The following is a 23,428-nucleotide window of genomic DNA, read 5'->3' as shown; positions in this document are numbered from 1 at the left end:
CCCCAGCCCACAAACCAGGAAGAAAGCCAGGGAGGATATGACAAGTATCTTTCGGACCGCGCGGAATCCTACCTCTCCTGTGTTCATATGGGCCCTATTATAAGCGATTCCTGAGAAACGGCCATATGGTGTAAGGACGGGGACAGATGGTTCAACGCCCGTTTAAGCACTTTCAACGTTTCTCACAGTTGACAATCCTCCCTTGGGTCCATTATACTTACAAGCAACTCTGGACAAGTTGCTGCGATGTCGTTGTGCAACCTGTCCCATAGAGGCCCATAGAATCGTAAAAATGGCGAACCGTAAAAATGGCCGTAGGTAGCCAAGTTTGCTGACGCAGGTTTACTGATACAGAAATTACTTTCCTTATGTCCGTGCTGGCGCTTCCTGTCCTTGTCGTAATTATCCTTAGCGAACTTCTGGTCGTCGTACTCGGCGTCCAGAAGAATTTGCTGGTTGGAGAAGTGCGCTAGGACGGACCTGTTTTAACAGCCTCTGGTCACTGCAGACCCTTCCCAACCGGGAAGGGTTTTTTTGTATATCTTGGTTCATGACGGCAGAAATGTACCACCCCCTATGGCCAGAGATGAACAGCCAGCCATGAACCCGGTTTCTGTCAGAATCCACCTGGATATCCTGGATATCTACGTCAAGCTGTTACGTCAAACGGTAATCACCAAACGGTAATCGCCGACATCCGAATGACCGACAGGTAAGGAGAGGTACCATGCCCCAGTCGCACCAAAATGGAGCCAGCTCTGCCAAAGACAGGTCGGCCGAATCCCGCTCACCAGAGCAGGAGACGCCCGTCCCGATGACGGGAGCCCAAATGGTCTGGGAAGCTCTCGTGCGTGAAGGAGTGAATGTCATCTTCGGGCACCCGGGCGGCGCCATCTTGCCCACCTACGACGCCCTGGCCCCCTACGAAGAAAGCGGCAAGATCCACCATGTGTTGGTGCGCCACGAACAGTGCGCAGCCCACATGGCCGACGGCTATGCCCGGGCCACCGGCCGGGTGGGGGTCTGCATCGCCACCAGCGGCCCCGGCGCCACCAACCTGGTCACGGGTCTGGCCACGGCCCAGATGGACAGCATCCCCATCGTGGCCATCACCGGCCAGGTGCCCTCCAACCTGCTGGGCACCGACGCCTTCCAGGAGTCCGACGTGGTGGGCGTGACCCAGCCGGTCTGCAAACACAACTACCTGGTGACGGACATCCACGAGCTGCCCACCATCCTCAAGGAAGCCTTCTACATCGCCCGGGAAGGGCGCCCCGGCCCAGTTCTCATCGACATCTGTAAAGATGTGCAGACGGCCACCGGCCTCTTCCGCTACGACATGGAGGTGGACCTGCCCGGCTTTGAGCCCTGGCCCTCGGTGGATGCCGAGGCGTTGGCGCAAGCCGCCGAGCTGATCAACCGGGCCGAGCGACCCCTGATCCTGGCCGGCCACGGTGTGCAGCTGGCAGGCGTGAGCCGGGAGCTGATGGAGCTGGTGGAAAAGGCGGAGATCCCGGTGGTCACCACCCTGCTGGGCGCGGGCAACATCCCCGAAAGTCATCCCCTCAGCCTGGGCATGGGCGGCATGCACGGGGAAGCATTTGCCAACCGGGCGGTGCAGGCGTGCGACGTGCTGATCGCCATGGGTATGCGCTTCGACGACCGCATCACCGGCCGCCTGGACCGCTTCGCCAAGCAGGCCAAGATCATCCACTTTGAACTGGACCGGGCCGAGGTGGGCAAAAATGTGGTGCCAGATGTGGCCGTCATCGGCGACCTGGCCGAAACCCTGCCCGCCCTCCTGCCCAAGATCGAGGCCCGACGTCACCAGGTCTGGATCCAGGAAATCAACGAATGGCGAGCCGATTCCCAGGCGACCGACATTTTGAACTACGAAGTGGACGAGCTGATTCCCCCCTACGTCATCCGCCAGCTCTGGCACTGCACCCGGGACGCCCGCCCCATCATCGTGACCGATGTGGGCCAGCACCAGATGTGGGAGAGCCAATACTACATCCACGAGCATTCCGGGCAGCTCATCACCAGCGGCGGCCTGGGGACCATGGGCTTTGCCCTGCCCGCGGCCATCGGCGCCCAGATGGCCGACCGCAACCGCCTGGTCTGGGCCGTGGCCGGCGACGGCGGCTTCCAGATGACCCTCCAGGAACTGGCGGTGCTGAAGCAGGAGAAGAACCTGCCGGTGAAGATCGCCATCATCAACAACGGCTTCCTGGGCATGGTGCGCCAGTGGCAACAACTCTTCTACCAGAAGCGCTACGTGGGCACCCCCGTGGTCTCGCCGGATTTCGTCAAACTGGCCGAGGCCTATGACATCCCGGCCGTGTCGGTGCGCAAGCCCCAGGATGTGGTGCCGGCCCTGGAGCGGGCCCTGGCCACGCCCGGCCCCTTCCTGATCGACTTCCGGGTCAAGGAAGAGGTGAATGTCTACCCCATGGTGGCGCCCGGCGCCGCAGTGGACGACCTGATCCGCCGCCCCAAGCCGGCCATCGTCCAGGGATACAGCGGCGTGGAGCCCCACTGGTAAGGGGAACACGAATCAAGAACCACCGTAGGTCACGTTTTCTTACGTGACCTACGGCCCGGTTTCCATACCGGACTTACGAAGTCATGCGTACCACTTCGTAAGACAATTCGTAAGACAATCGGTATTATACTGAAAACGGGGCGAGGACAGCCTTTACACGCTCACAGAGAAGCGAGGATGCAAGATGAAACACACTCTCGTCGCCTGGATGCGGGACAAGCCCGGCGTGTTGAACCGGGTTTCGGGCATGTTGCGCAGGCGCAACTTCAACATCGATAGCCTGCAGGTGGGCCACAGCGAAACCCCGGGGATCAGCCGCATGACCTTCGTGGTGGACGGCAATGAACGCATGGTCGACCAGGTGATCAAACAGCTGCGGAAGGTGATCGACGTCACCCGGGTGGAGGACATCACCGACAAGCCCATGGTGGCCCGGGAGCTGGCCCTGATCCGGGTCCAGTGCACGTCGGAGACCCGCTCCGAGATCGTGCAGATTGTCAACATCTACCGGGGCGAAATCGTGGACGTCTCCCTGGACAGCATGGTCGTCCAAATTGTCGGCTCCGAGGATCGGGTGGATTCCCTCATCGATCTGCTGAGCCAGTTTGGCATCACCGAAATGGTGCGGACCGGCCGGGTGGCCCTGGTGCGGGGCACCACCGAACGGCGCTTCCGCCGCAGCACCGCGGTGTGGCGGGCCCGGGCCAATGGTACCGCCAGTGAGGACGCGCGTTTGACAACCGGTGGCGTATAGGAGATAGTCTAACGGTGACGCCAGGGGATACGGGTCTGGAAGTCAGGGCTGAGCCCATACATCCATCCCGGTCGACTGTACCCGTATTCAGGGCAATGCAACCCATCCTACCAGCAAAACGTACAAACAAGACAACAAAACGGAAGGTTTAACGTACCCATGGCCAAGATTTACTACGAAAACCAGGCAGATCTGAGTCGGCTGGCGAACAAGAAGGTAGCCATCATCGGCTACGGCAGCCAGGGGCATGCCCACGCCCTCAACCTCCAGGACAGCGGCGTGGATGTGCGGGTTGGCCTGTACGAGGGCAGCAAGAGCTGGCCCAAGGCAGAGGCGGACGGCCTGCGGGTCATGACCACGGCCCAGGCCGCGGCCGAAGCCGACATGATCATGATGGTCCTGCCGGATCCCATCCAGGCGAAGGTGTACGAACAGGAGATTGCCCCCAACCTGAAAGAGGGGGACACCCTGATGTTCGCCCACGGCTTCAACATCCGCTATGGCTTCATCGTACCGCCGGCCAATGTGGACGTGACCATGGTGGCCCCCAAGGCGCCCGGCCATCGGGTACGGGAAGTCTTCAAAGAGGGCTCCGGCGTGCCCGCGCTGGTGGCCGTCCACCAGGACGCCAGCGGTGAGGCCCTGGCCAACGCCCTGGCCTACGCCAAGGGCATCGGCAGCACCCGGGCCGGCGTCCTGGAGACCACCTTCGCCGAAGAAACGGAGACGGACCTCTTTGGCGAGCAGACGGTGCTCTGCGGCGGCGTCAGCGAGCTGATCAAGGCCGGCTTCGAAACCCTGGTGGAGGCGGGCTACCAGCCGGAGATCGCCTACTTCGAGTGCCTCCACGAGCTGAAGCTCATCGTGGACCTCATGTACCAGGGTGGCCTGAGCTACATGCGCTACAGCGTCAGCGACACGGCCGAGTGGGGCGACTACAAGAGCGGCCCCCGGGTCATCACCGACGAAGTGCGCAAGGCCATGAAGCAGATCCTGGCCGAGATCCAATCCGGCGCCTTTGCCGAGGAGTGGATGGACGAGTACCACAGCGGCGGCAAGACCTTCTACGCCCGGCGAAAGCAGGAGCAGAACCAGCAGATCGAACAGGTAGGCAAAGAACTGCGCAAGATGATGACCTTCCTGGACGCGAAAGAAGTGGAATAGGGTCACCTCTGGGCGGCAGGACGAACTTAAGTTCATCCTGCCGCCCAGCTACAAAACATGGCCACACCGGCCTTAACCCAGGGCCATGGCAGTCGGACCAAAAGATCGCTGCTGGACGCAGCGCCACGAAGGGGGGTGATATGTATGGATGACGGCCTTAGTGAGCTTACCCACGAATGTTGTGGCCCAGACCACAGCCAGACACAGCGGGCGGCTCCTGGCTGCCAGCCGGCAGCCTCGTTAAATGGTCTCTGTCGGACACATACACACCCTGGAGAAACGAATCATGAGTACCCAAGTCAACGGTTCTGAGCAGGAAAACCCGGTCGGCGAAGAGCCTGCCGTAGATGTAAGCCAATTTGCCATACCCGATATTCAGGCCCACGCGCGCGCCATTGCCCACGGCAACACCGTCCTGGTCTTCGATACTACCCTGCGGGACGGTGAACAGAGCCCCGGCGCCACCCTCAACACCCAGGAAAAACTGGATATTGCCCACCAGCTGGCCCGGCTAGGTGTAGACATCATCGAGGCCGGCTTCCCCGCTGCCAGCCCGGGTGACCTGGAAGCCGTGCGGCTGATCGCGGAGACGGTGGGCCGCAAGCCCCGTATCGGCAAGAACGGCGACATCGTCGCCCCCCCCACCATTGCCGGCCTGGCCCGAGCTAACAAAGCGGACATCGACAAGGCCTGGCAGGCGGTACGCGGCGCGGTGCGCCCCCGCATCCACACCTTCATCGCCACCAGCGACATCCACATGGAGCACAAGCTGCGCATGACCCGGGACGAGGTCCTGGAAACGGTGGGCGACATGGTCCAGTACGCGCGCAGCCTCTGCCAGGACGTGGAATTCAGCCCCGAGGATGCGGGCCGCAGCGACCCGGAATTCCTGGTCAAAGTGCTGGAAGTGGCCATTCGGGCCGGCGCCACCACCCTGAACATTCCGGACACAGTGGGCTACACCACGCCGGAAGAGTTCGGCGGGCTCATCAAATACTTGCGGGAAAACGTACCCGGCGGCAAGGATGTGATCTTCAGCGTCCACTGCCACAACGACCTGGGGCTGGCCACCTCCAACACCCTGGCCGGCCTGCGGGCCGGCGCCCGCCAGATGGAGGTGACGGTCAACGGCATCGGCGAGCGGGCCGGCAACACCAGCCTGGAAGAGGCGGTGATGGCCCTCTACGTGCGCAACAGCGTCTACGGCCTGGAGACCAACATCATCACCACCGAAATCCATCGCAGCAGCGACATGGTGAGCCGCTACACCGGCATGGTCATCCAGCCCAACAAGGCCATTGTGGGTGCCAACGCCTTCGCCCATGAAGCCGGCATCCATCAGGACGGCGTGCTGAAACACAAGCGCACCTACGAGATCATGGACGCGGCCACCATCGGCCTCAACCAGAGCCGCCTGGTCCTGGGCAAACACAGCGGCCGCCACGCGCTGCGCCGCAAGCTGGAGGAGATGGGCTACCACCTGACCCGGGAGGAGCTCAACGAGGTCTTCCAGCGTTTTAAAGAAGTGGCCGACAAGAAGAAAACCGTCACCGACGCCGACCTGGAAGCCCTGGTGGGCGACGAGATCTACCAGCCCCAGGAGATCTGGGAGCTGCTCCAGGTGCAGGTCCAATGTGGCACCAACGTGACGCCCACGGCGGTGGTCACCTTGCGCAACAACCAGACCGGCCAGGTGATCACCGACGCCGGCTTCGGCACCGGCCCGGTGGACGCCGTCTACCAGGGCATCAACCGGGTGGTAGGCGTACGCAACAACCTGGTAGAGTTTTTGGTCCAGGCGGTGACCGAAGGCATTGACGCCAACGGCGACGTGACCATCCGCATCGAAGTGCCGGACAACAGCCGGGGCTACAAAGAGACGGCCCAGGGCCGACCCCGTCGCAGGCTCTTCAGCGGCCGCGGGGTCGACACCGACATCATCGTGGCCAGCGCCAAGGCCTACATGCAGGCGCTGAACAAGGCCCTGGCCATGCAGGACCAGGATGTCTCGGCTGTGAGCATCGCAGCCGATGAACCGGCCGGGGAAGCCAGCCCTTCGTCGTAAGACGATCTGGCTGCCCGGGGCCTACCCAGGAGGAGAATGTCCAACACACGCCCATCCCACCCCATCATCCGGCTGGCCCTGGTGGCCTGGCTCTGCCTGGGCAGCGTCCTGGGTTGGGGCCGGCCACCGGTGGCCCGGGCTGCCCCAACCGGCCAGGCAGAGCCAGCGCTGCCGGCTGCCTGCGCCAGCATCCACGATGAAGCCCTGCGAGACGAGCTGAACCGCTTTGCCCAGCAGGCCATCGGGCCGACCGGCCACCCGGTGGATGTGGCCGCCACGGTGGCCGCGGCCTGGCAACGGGTGGAGATGGACCAGGCCATCGACGCCGCGGTGCTCCACGGCGTTCAGACGGTGCGCCAGGAGGAGGACCTGTGGAGCCAGTTCCTGTCCGGCTGGTCGCCCCAACAGGCCGAACGGCTGACCCAGGCGGTGGCCGCAGCCGCCTTCAGCGCGCCCGTGTTCGTCCAGGCCATGGACCGGCTGGCCGAAGAAGTGGCGGTGGGGCTTTCAGCTGAAATTGCCCGCCTCTCGGCCGAGTCCGCCTCCCAGGCCCTGCTCTGCCTGCAACGCTACATCGGCCACCGCTATACCGAGGCGGTGGTGGCGGCCTTCAGCGCCGAGCTTCACGCCGATGCGGCTACTGTGGGCCAGGTGATGGCCCAGGAGGTGGACACGGGCATCCTGGCCGTGTTGGACCGGCACCGCACCGCGCTGGGCGGGGTGGGCGTGATTGTGGCCTCCCAACTGGCCCGGCGGGTGGTCCAGGAGGTGGGTGAAGTGTTGGCGCGGCGGGTGGCTGGCCGCGTGGTGGGGCGGATCCTGGGCAAGGCCGGCTCCACCGTGATCCCGGCTGTGGGTTGGGCCGTGGGCGCCGCCCTGATCCTCTACGACGTGATGGAAAGCCGGGAAGGTGCGCTGCCCCAGATCCAGGAGGGGCTTCAGGCGCCCGCGGTCAAAACAGCCATCCAGCATGCGGTGGTGGCAGAGCTGGAGCCCCAGGTTCAGCGAGAACTGCCCCAGGTTGCCCGCAACCTGGCCAACGAGCTCTACGCCCAGTGGCTGGAGTTTCAGCGCAAGTATCGCCTGGCCCTGACCCTGGCCGATGAAAACCCGGCCTTTCGCCAGGTGCTGGCCGAGACGGAAGATCTGGGGCAGCTGGCCAGCCTGGTGGATGCTATGACTCGCTACCTGGGAGCCGATAGCCTGAACCAGGCCATTGCCGACGGCCAGTTGCCACGTCTGTTGGCCCTGCCGGAATCCGCCTACCAGATCTGGCAGGTGCAGCCGTCGGTGGCAGCCATCCTGGCCTGGGCCGACCTGGCCGGCGGCCAGCTGGACGCGGTGGTTGCCTATGAAATCTACAAGCACAAGGCGCCCAGCGACTTGGACCGTGCCACGCTGCTGGCTTTGCTGGCCCTGGAAGATCCCGACGCCATCGCCAACCTGGCCCTGCTGGAGCCGGCCCATCTGGCCACGCTGCTCACCATCGCCCGGCCACATCTGCGAACCCTGGCCCGGCAGCTCTCGCCGGAGGAGCTGGCCTGGCTGGCGGACTACGTGCAACGCCTGGATTCGCATCAGACCAATCAGCTGGTGGCGCAACTGGCCACCCAGCCGGCCCTCATGGAGCGGCTCCAGGACAGTCGGCTCCAGGAGATCTTGCGCCAATCTCCGGACCTGGGGAGCGCCCTGGCCTTCCTGGACGGAGACGTCACCATCTGGACCCTGGCCGACGATCTTCTGCGGCTGGCTGCACGCTCGGTCAGCCTGGGGTTGTTCGCCCACAAGTACGGCCCTGTGGTCACGGCCCTGGCGGTGGGGCTGCCGATTTTGCTGCTCCTGGCCCTGGCCTATCGCCTGGTGCTCTTTCTGTTGGCTCCTCTGGTCGGCTTTTATCGCCTGCTCCAGCGGGGGCGGCAGCACCTGTCCCGGGGGGAACGATGAGCCGAGATCCCCTGCTGCTGGTCAGCCTGGATCAGATGGACGGCCTGCCCGGCCCGGCAGAGGGGCCGGTGGAGCTGGGCGAGCTGTTGGTGGCCGTGTCGGTGATGGCGGCCAACGTGGTCAACGATCTGCGGGAGAACCTCCGCAACCTGGTGGGGGGCCGCATGCGCCACTACGAAAAGCTCATCGAGCAGGCGGTGGAGGCTGCCCTGGCGGACCTGGCCCAGAAGGCCCGGGAGCGGGGCTACGATGGCGTCGTCGGCGTGAAGATCGCCCATCCCCAGGTGGTGGATGGCGGCGTTGAGGTGATTGTCTACGGCAATGGTTTCCGCTATCGCTAGCCGGGCCCACGCCGGGATGCGCCGGCTCCCCATCCTGTTGGCTGTCCTGGGGTTGATGTTGGCCTGGGTGCCCACCGCGGCCGGCCAGGGCGACGGAATCACCGGAGATGCCGAATCTCCTGTCGCCGAATATACCGTCGCGGAATGTGGTCGACTGGACGAGACGGCCGTCCGGTCAGAGTTGACCGGGCTGGCCCGGGCCGCATTAACTGAGACCAGTGGCAGCCTGGACATCCAGGGGATGGTGGATCGGCACTGGCGGGCGCTGGAGCTGGACATGGCCCTGGATCAGGCGGTGGCCAGGGCCGTGGAGCAGGTTCAGGCTGAGCTGCCCTATTGGGATCGCCTGCTCTCTGGCTGGTCGACCCAACAGGCAGAGGCGCTGGCTCGACAGGTGGCAGAGCAGGCCTTTGCCGACCCGACTTTCCAGGCCCGACTGGATCTCCTGGCCGGGGCTGTGGCCAGCGAAATCGCGGCAGAGATGGAGGCCGCGTCGGCCCGGTCGGCGTCGGCGGCGCTTTTGTGCTTGCAGGCCTATGTGGGAGAGCAATACACGGGGACCCTGGCCCAATTGTTCACGGACGAAATCGCCCGGGACGTGGCAAAGATCGGGCCGCCGGTTGTGGAGGAAAGCCAGCTCTCGCCGGCCTCAGTCCACATCAAAGCGTTGGGCGGCGTCGGCGCCATTGTGGCCGGCCAGGTGGTGCGCAGCCTGGCCCGGAGCCTGGGCCAGAAGCTGGCCGGGCGGATTGCGGGCAAGGCGGTGGCCCGCATTGTAGGGCGCCTGGGTTCTACCCTGGTGCCGGTGGCCGGCTGGATCGTGGGTGCAGGCCTGATTGCCTGGGATCTCTACGAAGGAAGCCAGGGAGCTCTCCCCCACATTCAAGAGGCCCTGCAAAGCCAGGAGTCCAAGGTCCACCTTCGCCTGGAGATGGCTACGGCCATCCGCGCCGGCCTGGAGGAAGAAGTGGACGCCATCGCCGCCCAGATCGCCGGGACCCTGGTGGGGGAGTGGGAAGGCTTTTGCCAGCGTCACGCCGCCCTGTGTGCCCTGGCCGCGTCGGACCCCGCCTATCGGGAGCTGCTCAGCCGAACCGCCCTGGCCCAGGTGCCCCGCCTGGATCGGCTGACGGCGCTGTTTTTGGCCGATCTGGGCCCCGAAGCGCTGAGCCAGGCTCTGGCCGATGGCAGCCTGGAGAAGTTGCTGACCCTGCCGGAGGCGGTGGAGACCATTCTGCGGGAGACCCGCTCGCCGGCTGTTTCCCTGGCCTGGGCCAGGCTGGCCGGATCACAACTTGATCGAGTGGTGGATTTTGGGTTATATAAGCAATGGTCACCCGACGCCCTGGAACCAACCCTGTGGCAGGCGCTCCTGTCCATGGAGGACACGGCTGCGCTGATGCGGCTGCTGGCGCTGGACGCCCAGGAGTTGGCGCTGTTTGCAGGGCTTCCGGCCACTCACCTGGTGCAGCTGGCCCAGGCAAGCACCGTCGAAGCGCTGAAGCAAGCCGCAGCCCAGGTGGCCCTGTTGCCGCCGGAAGAACGGCAACGAACGCTGGTGCGCCTGGCGGAGCGCATGGAGGAAGGCGCCGATGCCCTGGCTGGATTAGCCCCGGGCGTAGCGCCCGATGCGGGGGAGGTCAAGGCGGACCAACCCCAGCCTGAAACGCCGGCCACAGAGAGCCAATCCTCGACGCGGAATGGTTCTGCATTTTACAGCGACTTTTTTATTGATTTTTACGACAACGGAGTTTTGGTGGCGTCGGTTATACTATTAGGGATCTTGGGGGCGTTGGCCCTCGTCGGCTGGCTACGTCGCTTGCCGAATCGTCCCTGAAATGGGAGCATGGAGAAAGGCGCCGTCGCAGGCGCGGGAAGCCACATGAATTTGATCACAAGAATTGCTTCAATCCCTTCAATGTCGAAGGCCCTTGGTCACCGCCGACCAGTTGTGTCTGACGGTGCGCATCTGCGCAATGAGGAAAGAGGAAGGGAGTGAACATGTCACGGACTGATCAAAAGGACTGGCAACGTAGCGGGGAACAGGAGGGGGGTGTATCAACACCTTGCCCAACGCCTGTCTACGGACTGCCGCCCAAGCAGGGTTTGTACGACCCGCGCTTTGAACACGACGCCTGTGGCATTGGCTTTGTCGCCCACATCGAAGGACGCCGCAGCCACGAGGTGCTGGAGATGGCCCTCGAGGCCCTGTGCAACCACGCCCACCGGGGTGCCGTCGCCGACGACCGCAAGACGGGTGATGGCGCCGGCGTCCTGACCCAGATACCGTACGAGTTCTTCAGCCGGGAGCTCAAACGCATGGGGATCACCCCACCGCCGCCCGGCGATCTGGCCGTGGGTCAGCTCTTTCTCTTCCGCCAGGACCCGGAGGACCGGGCCCGGGCCATGGAGATCATCCGGGCCGTCTGTGCCGAGCTGAAGCTGAATGTGCTAACCTTCCGCAGCGTGCCGGTCATCGACGCGGCCCTGGGCCGCCGAGCCGAGGCCAGCCGGCCCTGGATGGAGCAGGTGATCGTGGCCCGCACGCCCGAAGCCTGTGCCGCCGGCGACGAATTCGAACGGTTGCTCTACCTGGCCCGCAAGCGCATCATCCACCGGGCCCGGACCGCCGGCGTCCAGCGCCTCTACATCGCCAGCTTCAGCAGCCGTACCATCGTCTACAAGGGGCTGGTGCTGGCTGAAGAGTTGCAGCACTTCTATCCGGACCTGAGCGACTCGGACTTCAAGACGGCCATCGCCGTCTTCCATCAGCGCTACAGCACCAACACCATGCCCACCTGGGAGCGGGCCCAGCCCTTCCGGCTCATCTGCCACAACGGCGAAATCAACACCCTCCAGGGAAATGTCAACTGGATGCGGGCCCGGGAGCAGGATCTGGCCCACCCCCTGTGGGGCGACGCCATCCATGACCTGCTGCCCATCATCGGCCGGGATGGCAGTGACAGCAGCAAATTCGACAACGCGCTGGAGCTGTTGGTTCGCAGCGGCCGGGACATCCGCCATGCCCTGATGATGATGGTGCCAGAAGCCTGGGAGCGGTTGCCTGAGGGGGAGGTTTCTCCCGAGCGCCGTGCCTTCTACCAATACCACAGCGCCCTGCTGGAGCCGTGGGATGGCCCCGCTGCGGTCACCTTCACCGACGGCCGCCTGGTAGGCACCATCCTGGATCGCAACGGCCTGCGACCAGCCCGCTACGTGGTGCTGGACAACGGCTACGTGATCAGCAGCAGCGAAGCCGGCGCGGTGGACTACGACGAGCGAGACGTGGTGAAAAAGGGGCGGCTGGGGCCCGGCCAGATCCTCTGTGTGGACACGGCCACCGGCCAGCTCCTCAACGATGACGAGATCACCCGTATCTTTGCCACCCGACGCCCCTACGGCAGTTGGGTGGAGGAGAACCTGCTGCCCCTGGATCGGGTGGTGGCCCAGCGGGCCGAGCAGGGCTACACCGCCGGACAGGCCGACGTCCTGTCGCACCCCGTGGACGGCAGCAACGGCGCTGCTCCGGCCACCAACGGCGCTGATGCCGGCGCCCGGCATCGGGCGCCCCTGAGCAATCGGCAGGCCTCCTTCGGCTACACCAGCGAAGAGATGGTGGTGGTGCTGCGCCCCATGGTGACCGAAGGGAAGGAACCGGTGGGCTCCATGGGGGATGACACCCCGGTGGCTGCCTTCAGCCAGCTGCCCCGGCCCCTCTTCCACTACTTCAAACAGCGCTTTGCCGAGGTGACCAACCCGCCCATCGACCCCCTGCGGGAAGAGATGGTCATGAGCCTGCGCATGTTGTTGGGCCAGCGGGCCAACCTGCTCAGCGAGCTGCCAGAGGCCACCCGCCTGGTGGAGTTGAAGTCGCCCATCCTGAAGCCCGACCAGATGGCGACCCTGCGTACCCTGTCCGAACCCGAGTTCCGGGCGGCGACGGTGGACGCGGTCTGGCAGCTGCCTGCCGCCGATGAACAGAACCCATCCAGGGCCGGTGCGGCCCTCCGTGCGGCCGTGGAGCGCCTCTGCCGGGAGGCGGAGGAGGCCGTCCGTGGAGGAGCGCACATCCTGATCATCAGCGATGTCAAAGCCGATCGCCACACATTGCCCATTCCCTCGCTGCTGGCTGTGGGCGCCGTCCACCATCACCTGATCCGTCAGGGGCTGCGCATGAATGCCAGCCTGATCTGTGAAAGCGGCGAACCCCGGGAGGTGCATCACTTCGCGGCCCTGATCGGCTACGGCGCCAACGCCGTCTACCCCTACCTGGTCTACGAGACCATCGCCGAGATGGTGGCCGAGGGGCGCCACACCGGGAACATGACCCTGGCCCAGGCCCAAAACAACTTCGTCAAGGCAGTGGACAAGGGCCTGCTCAAGGTCATGAGCAAGATGGGCATCAGCACCATCGACAGCTACTGCGGCGCCCAGATCTTCGAGGCCATCGGCGTCGGCCAGGAGCTGATCGACCTGGCCTTTGTGGAGACGCCCAGCCTGGTGGGCGGCATCGGCTTCGACACTGTGGCCGAGGATGTGCTGGCCTGGCACCGGGCCGGCTACCCCGACGGCAACGAGGAGAAAACCGTGCGCCTCTCCACCTGGGGCCTCTACAAACCCCGGCGGGGCGGCGAACTGCACACCTGGAATCCCCAGTCGGTGCAGTTCCTGCACAAAGCTGTACGCGCCACCGACGAACGGGAGCGCCTGGCCTTCTACCAGAAGTATCGGGACCTGGTCAACGGCATGAAGATCGCGCCCCGCCACCTGCTGGACTTCCGCCGTACCCGGCCGCCGGTGCCCCTGGAGCAGGTGGAGCCCATCGAGCGCATCCTGCAGCGCTTCAGCACCGCGGCCATGAGCCACGGCGCGCTCAGCTCCGAGGCCCACGAGACCCTGGCCATCGCCATGAACCGGCTGGGCGGCATGAGCAACAGCGGCGAAGGTGGCGAGGCGAAAGAGCGCTACTTCACCGAGCGGGCCAGCAAGATCAAGCAGGTGGCCTCCGGCCGCTTCGGTGTCACGCCGGAGTACCTCATGAGCGCGGAGGAGCTCCAGATCAAAATGGCCCAGGGCTCCAAGCCGGGTGAAGGGGGGCAGCTGCCGGGGCACAAGGTCACAGCCGAAATCGCGGTGCTGCGCCACAGCACGCCGGGCGTGGCCCTCATCAGCCCGCCGCCCCACCACGACATCTACAGCATCGAGGATCTGGCCCAGCTCATCTACGACCTGAAGACCGTCAACCCCAACGCGCGGGTGAGCGTGAAGCTGGTATCCGAAATCGGCGTCGGGACCATCGCGGCGGGCGTGGCCAAGGGCTTCGCCGACGTGATCCACATCAGCGGCCACAGCGGCGGCACCGGCGCCAGCCCCCTGAGCAGCGTCAAAAACGCAGGCCTGCCCTGGGAGATCGGCCTGGCCGAGACCCAGCAGACGCTGCTGGTCAACGGCCTGCGCACCCGGGTGCGCCTGCGCACCGATGGCGGCCTGGCCACTGGCCGGGATGTGGTGATTGCGGCTATGTTGGGCGCCGACGAGTTCAGCTTTGGCACCAGCGCCATGATCGCTGAAGGCTGTATCATGGCCCGGGTCTGCCACAAGAACACCTGTCCGGTGGGGGTGGCGACCCAGAATCCAGAGCTGCGGGCCAAGTTCGACGGCACGCCGGAAATGGTGATGCACTTCATGACCCACCTGGCCCAGGATGTGCGGCAAATCCTGGCCGACCTGGGCTTCCGCAGCCTGGACGAGGTCATCGGCCACCCGGAGATGTTGGTCCAGGTGATCCACGGCCGGGATGCAGGATTCATGGATCTGTCGCCCCTGCTCTACACGCCAGACACGGGCAGCGCGCGGCGCAATGTGCTGCCCCGCAACGACCTGCCGACCCTGGAAGAGAACACCCTGGGCAACCGCATTGTGGAGCAGGTGCTGGCCAGCCTGCAGGCCAACCCAGATGCGCCGGTGGCCTTGAGCCACAAGATCCGCAACACCCAGCGGACGGTGGGCGCCAAGCTGTCCGGCCAGCTGGCCTTGCGCTACGGCGACAAGGGCCTGCCCGAAGGTCACATCCGTATCACCTTCACCGGCTCTGCCGGCCAGAGCTTCGGCGCCTTCGGCATCCAGGGGCTGAACCTGGAGCTGATCGGCGAGGCCCAGGACTACGTGGGCAAAGGGCTGAGCGGCGGTGAGATCGTAATCCGGCCGCCGGAACGGGTGCGCTTCGTGCCCCACCAGAACGTGATCCTGGGCAACACGGCCCTGTACGGCGCCACCGGCGGACGCCTCTTCGCGGCTGGCCTGGCCGGCGAGCGTTTTGCCGTGCGCAACAGCGGCGCCATCGCGGTGGTGGAAGGGGCCGGCGAACACTGCTGCGAGTACATGACCGGCGGCGTGGTGGTGGTGCTCGGCGAGACGGGCCGCAACTTCGGCGCCGGCATGACAGGCGGCCACGCCTACGTCTACGACATTGCCGAGAACTTCGAGCGCCGCTACAACCCGGAGCTGATCGCCATCCGCCGGCTGCAGGAGGAAGATGTGGCCGAACTGAAGGCCCTGATCCAGCAGCACTGGGAAAAGACCGGCTCCCTGCGGGCCCAGAGCATCCTGGAGGACTGGGAGACCCATCGCCATTACTTCTGGTACGTGGCCCCGCGGGAGAACGTGGTGGCCATCGAGGCGGCCACCGAGGGCTCCGGCCAGGTGGAGGAGGAAGAAGGCGACAAGGTTCGGGAGTGAATTTGGCAAAGTAGTATGGGGCGCCCCGCGGGGTGCCCCTGCTCCGCCACATGACCTGAAGGTTCTAACAGGGATCCGAAGATAAAGGCAGTGGTGGAATCCATAATCGAGGTGAACATGTCACTTAGAAGCCTTTTAGCCGATATTCATGCCCTTGAACAGGAGCTATTGGACTTTGAACGGCGCTATGGTATCCGTTCAGAGACGATGTACGCAGCCTATGTCGCAGGCGAAGAACCAGAAGATGAAGCCTGGGTATTAGATTTCGGCGAATGGGCAAGCATCTATAAACTTTGGCTGCAACGTCAGGCTGAATATCGCAATGAAGTGCAACGCAGACAGCAGGCGGAGAACAGCCTGACGGGCCTCATACATGTGGCCTCGACATGATGGAGAACCCATTACGCACAGACGCTGACTACGAACTTTTCATCTACTCCTTAGCTGATCGATATGCTTCGATAGAGCGCTCAACCCTCACTTTTGTACGACGAGGGCATACATTCGCCAGGGTCGCCGGCGAACTTTATTTTGCCGGTGGCTATCGAATTGTGGTGCGTGAACGTATCGTATTTGACCGATTGCCGGCAGAAATTGACTGGTACGGATATGAAGTCTGGCATGGGGATACCAAGCTCTACTGGTATGATCCTCAGCCACATCCGAACGAACCGTCGCTTCAAAGTACCCATCCGCACCATAAACATGTACCGCCCAACATGAAGCACAATCGAGTTCCTGCGCCGCAAATGAGTTTTCAACGACCGAATCTGCCCGTCGTCATTGCAGAAGTTGAGACATTGATTCGCTCACAAAATTTGACCGGAGAGTAGTAAATCCCGGCAGAAATTCGCCGATAGTCTCCACCAGAGGTAGTGCCGCCGAATTTCTGCTGTGGTATTTACGCCAGACTGTAGCAGTACCACAACGTGTAGTGAAAGATTAACGGAGAATCCAATGGGAAAAACGCTCTTCGAAAAAGTATGGGATGCCCATGTGGTCGCCCAAGATCCGGGCGCGCCGGCCGTGCTCTACATCGATGCCCACCTGATCCATGAGGTTACCTCGCCCCAGGCCTTCGCCCTTCTGCGGGAACGGGGCCTGAAGGTACGCCGCCCGGATCGAACCTTTGCCACCATGGACCATGCCATCCCTACCCGGGAGCTGGAAATCGAGCTATGGCCCAGCGATGCGGCCACCCAGGTACGCACCCTGCGCCAAAACTGCCAGGACTTCGGCATCACCCTGTGGGACATCGAGGGGGATGTCCAGGGGATTGTCCACGTGGTGGGGCCAGAGATGGGCGTCACCCAGCCTGGCATGACCATTGTCTGTGGCGACAGCCACACCAGCACCCACGGCGCCTTTGGCGCCCTGGCCTTCGGCATTGGCACCAGCGAAGTGGCCCACGTGCTGGCCACCCAATGCCTCCTCCAGGTCAAGCCCAAGACCTTCGCCATCAATGTGGAAGGGGAGCTGGGCCTCGGCGTGACGGCCAAAGACATCATCCTGGCCATCATCGCCAAAAATGGCGCAGCCGGCGGCACGGGGTACGTCTTCGAATACCGGGGCAGCGCCATCCGCAAACTGAGCATGGCCAACCGCATGACCATCTGCAACATGAGCATCGAAGGCGGCGCCCGGGCCGGCATGATCGCCCCCGATGAGACCACCTTCGAATACATCAAAGGGCGCCCCTATGCCCCCAAGGGCGCGGACTGGGATCGGGCCGTGGCCTACTGGCGCACCCTGGTCACCGACGAAGATGCCGTCTTCGACCGGGAGCTGACCCTGGATGCCAGCCAGCTGGAGCCCATGGTCACCTATGGCACCAACCCCGGCCAGGGCATTCCCGTCACCGGTCGCATCCCCTTGCCTGAAGAGCTGGAAGATCCCGCCGAACGCCGCAGCCTGCTCAGCGCCCTGGAGTACATGGGCCTGAAGCCCGGCCAGCCCATGGAAGGCCAGCCGGTGGACATCGTCTTCATCGGCTCCTGCACCAACAGCCGCATCGAAGACCTGCGGGAAGCGGCCCAGATCGTCAAGGGGCGCAAGGTCGCCGATCACGTCCAGGCCCTGGTGGTGCCCGGCTCCAAGGCCGTCAAAGCCCAGGCCGAGGCCGAAGGCTTGGACCGCATCTTCCAGGAGGCCGGGTTCGAATGGCGAGGGGCCGGCTGCAGCATGTGCCTGGCCATGAACGACGACAAGGCAGGGGCCGGCAAATATGTGGCCAGCACCAGCAACCGCAACTTCCAGGGACGCCAGGGACCGGGCGCCCGAAGCCTGCTCATGAGCCCCATCATGGCCGCCGCCGCCGCCGTCCACGGCCGCGTGGTGGACGTGCGTGAGATGTTGTAATCAATCAAACCCTGGAGGTACTTCTCACAAATGGAACCCTTTACCACCCTCAAGACAACCGCCGTCCCCCTGCGGGCGGAAAATGTGGACACCGACCAGATCATCCCGGCGCGCTTTCTGACGGCTGTCACCAAAGAAGGCATGGGCGACGGGCTCTTCTATAGCTGGCGCTATCACCCGGACGGCACGCCCAAAGCCGACTTTGTCCTGAACAAGCCCGAATACCGGGGTGCCCAGATCCTGATCGCCGGCCGCAACTTCGGCAGCGGCTCCAGCCGGGAGCATGCCGTCTGGGCCTTGACCGACTACGGCTTCCGCTGCGTGATCACCCCCGGCTTCGCCGACATCTTCTACAACAACAGCCTGAAGAATGGCCTGCTGCCGGTCACCCTGCCGGAAGAGACCGTCAACATGCTGCTGGATCTCACGGAAGAGGAGCCCCAAACCCAGATCACCGTGGACCTGGAGAATCAGCAGGTGATCCTGCCCGACGGCCAGGCCCTCCCCTTCCAGATCGATCCCTTCCGGAAGATGTGCCTGCTCCAGGGTGTGGACGACCTGGGCTATCTGCTCTCCAAAATGGAGGCCATCGAAGCCCACGAAGCGCGGCAGCCCTACTAACCCAGGCCCGACTGAAGCAGAATGCGGGTGCGCCCCCAATGGGGGTGCACCCCAGAAAACAGCGCCAGAAAACACAGAAAGAAAGCGAGATTCATGAACGCCAGGATTGTGGTATTGGCCGGTGACGGGATCGGCCCAGAGGTGACCCAGGAGGCCCAAAAGGTGCTGGGCGCCGTGGCCGAGAAGTTCGACCACCATTTCGAATTCGACCACCAGCTCATGGGCGGCCGTGCCATCGATGAACTGGGCACCAGCCTGCCCGACGCCACCCTGGAGGCCTGCCGCACAGCCGACGCCATCCTGCTGGGCGCGGTGGGTGGCCCCAAGTGGGACAACCCCCACGCGCCCGACCGACCAGAACGGGGCCTCCTGGCCCTGCGCAAGGCCCTGAACCTCTTCGCCAACGTGCGGCCCGTCAAGGTGACGCCCCAACTCATCGGCGCCAGTACCCTGAAGGAAGAGGTGCTCCAGGGCGTGGATATGGTGGTCATCCGGGAGCTCACCGGCGATGCCTACTTTGGCCCCCGCAAAGAAGCCGGCGAGGAGGGCTATGAAGCCTACGACACCATGCTCTACACCCGCCCGGAGATCGAACGGGTGGTGCGCCTGGCCGCGGAGACGGCCATGGGCCGGCGCAAGAAGCTGGCCAGCGTGGACAAGGCCAACGTCCTGGCCTCCAGCCGGCTGTGGCGGCGGGTGGCCACCCAGGTATTGGCCGACTACCCCGAGCTGGAGGTGGAGCATGTGCTGGTGGACGCCATGGCCATGCACCTGATCCGCCGGCCCGCCAGCTTCGACGTCATCGTCGCCGGCAACCTCTTCGGGGACATCCTCACCGACGAGGCCTCCATGCTGGCCGGCTCCATGGGCATGCTGCCCTCGGCCAGCCTGGGCGATATCCTGAATGCCCAGGAGCTGCCCCTGGGCCTCTACGAGCCCATCCACGGCAGCGCGCCGGACATCGCCGGAAAGAACATCGCCAATCCCCTGGCCACCATCCTCAGCGCAGCCATGCTGCTGCGCCACAGCCTGGGCCTGACGGCCGAAGCGGACGCCGTGGAGGCAGCCGTGGAAGCCGTCCTCCAGGAGGGTGTCCGCACACCGGATATCGCCCACACCGGCACCGAGGTGGTGGGCACCCAGGTCATGGGCGATCTGGTGGTGGAAAAACTGCTGGCCTGAAACAGACCAGAAGAGCATAGCCAACCAATCATGACCATTCAACCACAGGAAGAAACCCAAGAAGAACGCCAGGACGACCGGGTCCGCTACTGGATCCGGACCCTGGGGAACCTGCTGGGTGAAACCATCATCGAGCAGGAAGGCAAAGAGACCTTCGACCTGGAGGAAGAGATCCGGGCGCTGGCCAAGGCCTGGCGCAGCGGGGACTCGCACGCCCAGGAGAAAATCACCGAGCTGGTCTCCCGGCTGGTGGACGATCTCCCCCGGGCCCTGGCCGTGCTCAAGGCCTTCACCACCTACTTCCAGCTAGTCAACCTGGCCGAAGAACGGCAGCGGGTCCACATCCTGCGCCAGCGGGCCCTGAAAGCCTACCGCCGGGGCGTCCCCATGAGTGAGACCATCGCCAACGCGGTGCGACGCCTCGACGCGGAAGGGCTGAGTGCAGCCGACGTGCAAAACCTGCTCCGCCAGCTCTTCATCATGCCCGTCTTCACCGCCCACCCCACCGAGGCCAAACGGCGGACCATCCTGCTCAACCTGAAGCGTACCGCCGGTATCCTGCGGGAGATGGACCTGGTGGATCTCCTGCCCCAGGAGCGGGAGAAGAAGCTGGAGGAAATCCGGGAAAACATCGTGCTCCTCTGGCAGAGCGACGAAACCCGGGACCGGCGCCCCACGGTGATGGACGAAGTGCGCAACGGCCTCTACTACTTCGAGGAGACCCTGTTCGAGCTGGTGCCGGAGATCTACCAGGAGCTGGAACGGGCCCTGGCCGAAACGTACCCGGGCGAAACCTTCCAGATCCCGGCCTTCCTCCGCTACGGCTCCTGGGTGGGCGGGGACCGGGACGGCAATCCCTACGTGACCGTGGAGGTCACCGAAGAGGCCCTGCGCGCCCAGAAGGACCTGATCCTGGAGCTGTACAGCCACAAGGTGGAGGAGCTCTACAACGAGCTCAGCCCGGCCGTGACCCGGGTACGCTTCAGCGACGAATTTCTGGCCAGCCTGCAGGAGGATTTCAAGCTCATCTCCGACGACGAGCGGGAAGTGCTGGACCGCTTCGCACTGGAGCCGTACCGGCAAAAGCTGATCCTGATGTTCCGCCGCCTGGAGGCCACCCGGGCGGAGAATCGCCAACCCTGGACGCGGCGGGTCCCCAACCCCCGGGCCTATGCCAGCGTAGACCAGTTCCGCCGGGATCTCCAGCTGATCTACGACAGCCTGTGCCAGAACAAGGGCGAACGGCTGGCCCGGGGACGGCTGGCCCGGCTCATCCGGGCGGTGGATGTCTTCGGCTTCCACCTGGCCACCCTGGACATCCGCCAGCACTCGGAACGCCATCGCGTCGCCATGGCCGAGGTGCTGGCCCGCATGAACCTGGCCGGCGACTATGCTGCCATGCCCGAGGCCGACAAGGTCGCACTCCTCAGCCGGGAGATCCTGAGTCCCCGGCCCCTGACCGCGCTGCTGGACTTCAGCCCGGAGACCAACGAAACCATTCGGCTCTTCCGGCTGATGCGGCGGGCGCGGGAGATCATGGGCGAAGAGGCCATCACCACCTACATCATCAGCATGACCGCCACGGTCAGCAACGTGTTGGAGGTCCTCCTCTTCGCGCGGGACGCCGGCCTCTTCGGCCAGATCGATGTGGTGCCCCTCTTCGAGACCATCGAGGACCTGCGGCGGGCGCCGGAGATCATGGCCCGGCTCTTCCAGAACGGCGCCTATCACCGGCATCTCCAGGCCCGGGGCAACCGCCAGCAGATCATGATCGGCTATAGCGACTCCAACAAAGACGGCGGCTATCTCATGGCCAATTGGATGCTCTTCAAAGCCCAGCGGGCCCTGGCCCAGACCTGCGAAAAATACGGCATCCAGCTCACCCTCTTCCACGGCCGGGGCGGCACCCTCGGGCGGGGCGGCGGGCCGGCCAACCGGGCCATCCTGGCCCAGCCGCCGGAATCGGTGCGGGGGCGCATCAAAATCACCGAGCAGGGCGAGGTCATCAGCAGCCGCTACGCCAACCCGGACATCGCCCACCGCCACCTGGAGCAACTGGTGAACGCGGTGCTCCTGACCAGCGGCAAGCGCCCCCACTACCAGCAGGAGCCCCACTGGGCCACCATCATGGACGCCCTCAGCGAGCGGGCCTTTGCCAAATATCGCTCGTTGGTGGAAAAGCCCGGCTTCCTGCGCTACTTCCACGAGGCCACGCCCATCGACCAGATTGACCTGCTCAACATCGGTTCCCGGCCCTCCCGCCGCCGCCAGACCGAGTCCATCGCCGACCTGCGGGCCATCCCCTGGGTCTTCGCCTGGACCCAGTCCCGGGTCAACCTCCCGAGCTGGTATGGGGTGGGCACCGCGCTGGACGCCTGGGTACACGGTGACGGCCCGGCCGAGCCCGCTTCTGGGGAAGAGGCGGCTGGCGAAGGGCAGGAAGCGCGGCTGGCCGAACTACGGGACATGTACCAGAACTGGCCCTTCTTCCGCACCGTCATCGACAACGTGCAGATGGGCCTGTGCATCGGCGATATGGCCATCGCCTCCCTCTATGCCAGCCTGACGGACGAGGAGATCCGCCAGGAGATCTTCAGCCAGATCCTGGACGAATATGAGCGGACCCGGAAGATGGTGCTGGCCATCACCGGCTATCAGCAGCTCCTGGACAACGAGTCCTGGCTGCAGCGGAGCATCACCCTGCGCAACCCGTATGTGGATCCCCTGAACTACATGCAGGTGGCCCTGATGCGCAAGCTGCGCCAGGAACCGGATGCCCCCAATGCCAACCGGCTGCGGGACGCGGTGGTTCTCTCGGTCAACGGGGTCGCCGCCGGCCTGCAAAACACAGGTTGAGGTACAGCGCCTTTTGGATAAAGGATTCGGGCCGTGGCTGATCTACTGTCCACTGTAGACGGTCTCTTAATCGATATCGACGGGGTGTTGACCCGCGGCAGCGAGGTGATACCGGGCGCGCCAGAGGCGATTCGTGCCTTGCGCGCCCGGGGCATTCCCCACCGCTTTCTGACCAACACGACGATTTATTGTCGTCAGAGCCTGCTGGAGCGCCTGTCGGCCATGGGGTTTGAGATGGAGGCCGACGAGTTGCTCACCGCCACCTACGCGGCAGCCCAGTACCTGCGCAGCCAGAACGCGCGCAGCTACTACCCGCTCCTCCTCCCCGATGCCCAACTGGAATTCGAGGGGATCGAGGTGGACGAGGAGGCGCCGGAATTCGTGGTGGTGGGCGACATGGGGGCCAGCTTCACCTTCCCCCGACTGAACCGGGCCATGCGCGCCATCTTGAACGGCGCCCAACTGGTGGCACTGCACAAGAAGCGCATCTGGCGCACCGAAGAGGGCCTCTTCCTGGATGCCGGCCCCTTCGTGGTCGCCCTGGAATATGCCACCGAAGTCAGCGCGCTGGTCATCGGCAAACCCAGCTCCTCCTACTTCCACATGGCCCTGGATGAGCTACAGCTTCCCCCCGCCCGGGTCGCCATGATCGGCGACGACATCGAGATCGACGTGCGGGGCGCCCAGCTGATGGGCATGCAGGGCTGGCTGGTGAAGACAGGCCGCTTCCGCAGGGAGGATCTGGGCCGGGGCATCTGGCCCGAGCGGGTGCTCAACAGCATCAGCGACATTTTTTCGGAGGCGTGACCGATCACGCCTCCCCAGTCAGAAAGTCGGAAACGGCGGCCCCGCCGGCATAC

Annotated in this window: 15 protein-coding genes; all 15 read left to right on the top strand. The window is 64.4% G+C overall.

What is annotated here, in order from left to right:
- Positions 1-814: 814 nt before the first annotated feature.
- Entirely contained in the window at positions 815-2,545 is a 1,731-nt protein-coding gene (gene ilvB, locus FKZ61_RS12365) for a biosynthetic-type acetolactate synthase large subunit (protein ID WP_268251980.1), read from the top strand.
- A 184-nt stretch (positions 2,546-2,729) separates the two neighbouring features.
- Positions 2,730-3,299 carry an acetolactate synthase small subunit gene (gene ilvN, locus FKZ61_RS12360; RefSeq protein ID WP_141610433.1) on the top strand — a complete coding sequence of 190 codons (570 nt, stop codon included), beginning with the start codon at positions 2,730-2,732 and terminating at the stop codon, positions 3,297-3,299.
- A gap of 27 nt (positions 3,300-3,326) precedes the next feature.
- On the top strand, positions 3,327-4,463 hold the full coding sequence (gene ilvC / locus FKZ61_RS12355; protein ID WP_326838568.1) for a ketol-acid reductoisomerase: 1,137 nt from the start codon (positions 3,327-3,329) through the stop codon (positions 4,461-4,463).
- A 286-nt stretch (positions 4,464-4,749) separates the two neighbouring features.
- On the top strand, positions 4,750-6,528 hold the full coding sequence (locus FKZ61_RS12350; RefSeq protein WP_141610431.1) for a 2-isopropylmalate synthase: 1,779 nt from the start codon (positions 4,750-4,752) through the stop codon (positions 6,526-6,528).
- 36 nt (positions 6,529-6,564) lie between these two features.
- Positions 6,565-8,472: a hypothetical protein gene (locus FKZ61_RS12345; protein WP_141610430.1), complete on the top strand. Its 1,908-nt coding sequence runs from the start codon at positions 6,565-6,567 to the stop codon at positions 8,470-8,472.
- Positions 8,469-8,813 carry a YbjQ family protein gene (locus FKZ61_RS12340; protein ID WP_229964227.1) on the top strand — a complete coding sequence of 115 codons (345 nt, stop codon included), beginning with the start codon at positions 8,469-8,471 and terminating at the stop codon, positions 8,811-8,813. The genes FKZ61_RS12345 and FKZ61_RS12340 overlap by 4 nt, the downstream gene beginning before the upstream one ends.
- Complete coding sequence (locus FKZ61_RS12335) at positions 8,794-10,650, top strand: hypothetical protein (protein ID WP_141610429.1); 1,857 nt, start codon at positions 8,794-8,796, stop codon at positions 10,648-10,650. The genes FKZ61_RS12340 and FKZ61_RS12335 overlap by 20 nt, the downstream gene beginning before the upstream one ends.
- Positions 10,651-10,814: 164 nt before the next feature.
- Complete coding sequence (gene gltB / locus FKZ61_RS12330; RefSeq protein WP_141610428.1) at positions 10,815-15,551, top strand: glutamate synthase large subunit; 4,737 nt, start codon at positions 10,815-10,817, stop codon at positions 15,549-15,551.
- Positions 15,552-15,668: 117 nt separating this feature from the next.
- Positions 15,669-15,941, top strand: coding sequence for a hypothetical protein (locus FKZ61_RS12325; RefSeq protein ID WP_141610427.1), 273 nt, complete (start codon positions 15,669-15,671; stop codon positions 15,939-15,941).
- The gene (locus FKZ61_RS12320; RefSeq protein WP_141610426.1) at positions 15,938-16,384 is read left to right on the top strand and encodes a toxin-antitoxin system TumE family protein; all 447 of its coding nucleotides are present in this window, start codon (positions 15,938-15,940) and stop codon (positions 16,382-16,384) included. Before FKZ61_RS12325 ends, FKZ61_RS12320 begins: the two co-directional genes overlap by 4 nt.
- Before the next feature lie 124 nt (positions 16,385-16,508).
- Complete coding sequence (leuC, locus tag FKZ61_RS12315) at positions 16,509-17,909, top strand: 3-isopropylmalate dehydratase large subunit (RefSeq protein ID WP_141610425.1); 1,401 nt, start codon at positions 16,509-16,511, stop codon at positions 17,907-17,909.
- A gap of 30 nt (positions 17,910-17,939) precedes the next feature.
- The gene (leuD, locus tag FKZ61_RS12310; protein WP_141610424.1) at positions 17,940-18,530 is read left to right on the top strand and encodes a 3-isopropylmalate dehydratase small subunit; all 591 of its coding nucleotides are present in this window, start codon (positions 17,940-17,942) and stop codon (positions 18,528-18,530) included.
- Positions 18,531-18,623: 93 nt separating this feature from the next.
- Positions 18,624-19,712 (top strand): 3-isopropylmalate dehydrogenase, encoded by a 1,089-nt coding sequence (gene leuB, locus FKZ61_RS12305; RefSeq protein ID WP_141610423.1) that lies wholly within the window; start codon positions 18,624-18,626, stop codon positions 19,710-19,712.
- Positions 19,713-19,742: 30 nt separating this feature from the next.
- On the top strand, positions 19,743-22,568 hold the full coding sequence (gene ppc / locus FKZ61_RS12300; RefSeq protein WP_141610422.1) for a phosphoenolpyruvate carboxylase: 2,826 nt from the start codon (positions 19,743-19,745) through the stop codon (positions 22,566-22,568).
- 33 nt (positions 22,569-22,601) lie between these two features.
- Positions 22,602-23,375 (top strand): TIGR01458 family HAD-type hydrolase, encoded by a 774-nt coding sequence (locus FKZ61_RS12295; RefSeq protein WP_170199629.1) that lies wholly within the window; start codon positions 22,602-22,604, stop codon positions 23,373-23,375.
- The last annotated feature ends 53 nt before the right edge of the window (positions 23,376-23,428 follow it).

The sequence above is a fragment of the Litorilinea aerophila genome (assembly GCF_006569185.2).
Taxonomy (GTDB): Bacteria; Chloroflexota; Anaerolineae; order Caldilineales; family Caldilineaceae; genus Litorilinea; species Litorilinea aerophila.
The sequence above is the reverse complement of the archived record's forward strand: the minus strand, read 5'-3'. Positions and strand labels throughout refer to the sequence as shown.

Bases quoted from the DNA above. Each gene is read 5' to 3' on its own strand.
- ilvB (WP_268251980.1), top strand. From the start codon at position 815: ATGACGGGAGCCCAAATGGTCTGGGAAGCTCTCGTGCGTGAAGGAGTG.
- ilvN (WP_141610433.1), top strand. From the start codon at position 2,730: ATGAAACACACTCTCGTCGCCTGGATGCGGGACAAGCCCGGCGTGTTG.
- FKZ61_RS12350 (WP_141610431.1), top strand. From the start codon at position 4,750: ATGAGTACCCAAGTCAACGGTTCTGAGCAGGAAAACCCGGTCGGCGAA.
- FKZ61_RS12345 (WP_141610430.1), top strand. From the start codon at position 6,565: ATGTCCAACACACGCCCATCCCACCCCATCATCCGGCTGGCCCTGGTG.
- FKZ61_RS12340 (WP_229964227.1), top strand. From the start codon at position 8,469: ATGAGCCGAGATCCCCTGCTGCTGGTCAGCCTGGATCAGATGGACGGC.
- FKZ61_RS12335 (WP_141610429.1), top strand. From the start codon at position 8,794: ATGGTTTCCGCTATCGCTAGCCGGGCCCACGCCGGGATGCGCCGGCTC.
- gltB (WP_141610428.1), top strand. From the start codon at position 10,815: ATGTCACGGACTGATCAAAAGGACTGGCAACGTAGCGGGGAACAGGAG.
- FKZ61_RS12325 (WP_141610427.1), top strand. From the start codon at position 15,669: ATGTCACTTAGAAGCCTTTTAGCCGATATTCATGCCCTTGAACAGGAG.
- FKZ61_RS12320 (WP_141610426.1), top strand. From the start codon at position 15,938: ATGATGGAGAACCCATTACGCACAGACGCTGACTACGAACTTTTCATC.
- leuC (WP_141610425.1), top strand. From the start codon at position 16,509: ATGGGAAAAACGCTCTTCGAAAAAGTATGGGATGCCCATGTGGTCGCC.
- leuD (WP_141610424.1), top strand. From the start codon at position 17,940: ATGGAACCCTTTACCACCCTCAAGACAACCGCCGTCCCCCTGCGGGCG.
- leuB (WP_141610423.1), top strand. From the start codon at position 18,624: ATGAACGCCAGGATTGTGGTATTGGCCGGTGACGGGATCGGCCCAGAG.
- ppc (WP_141610422.1), top strand. From the start codon at position 19,743: ATGACCATTCAACCACAGGAAGAAACCCAAGAAGAACGCCAGGACGAC.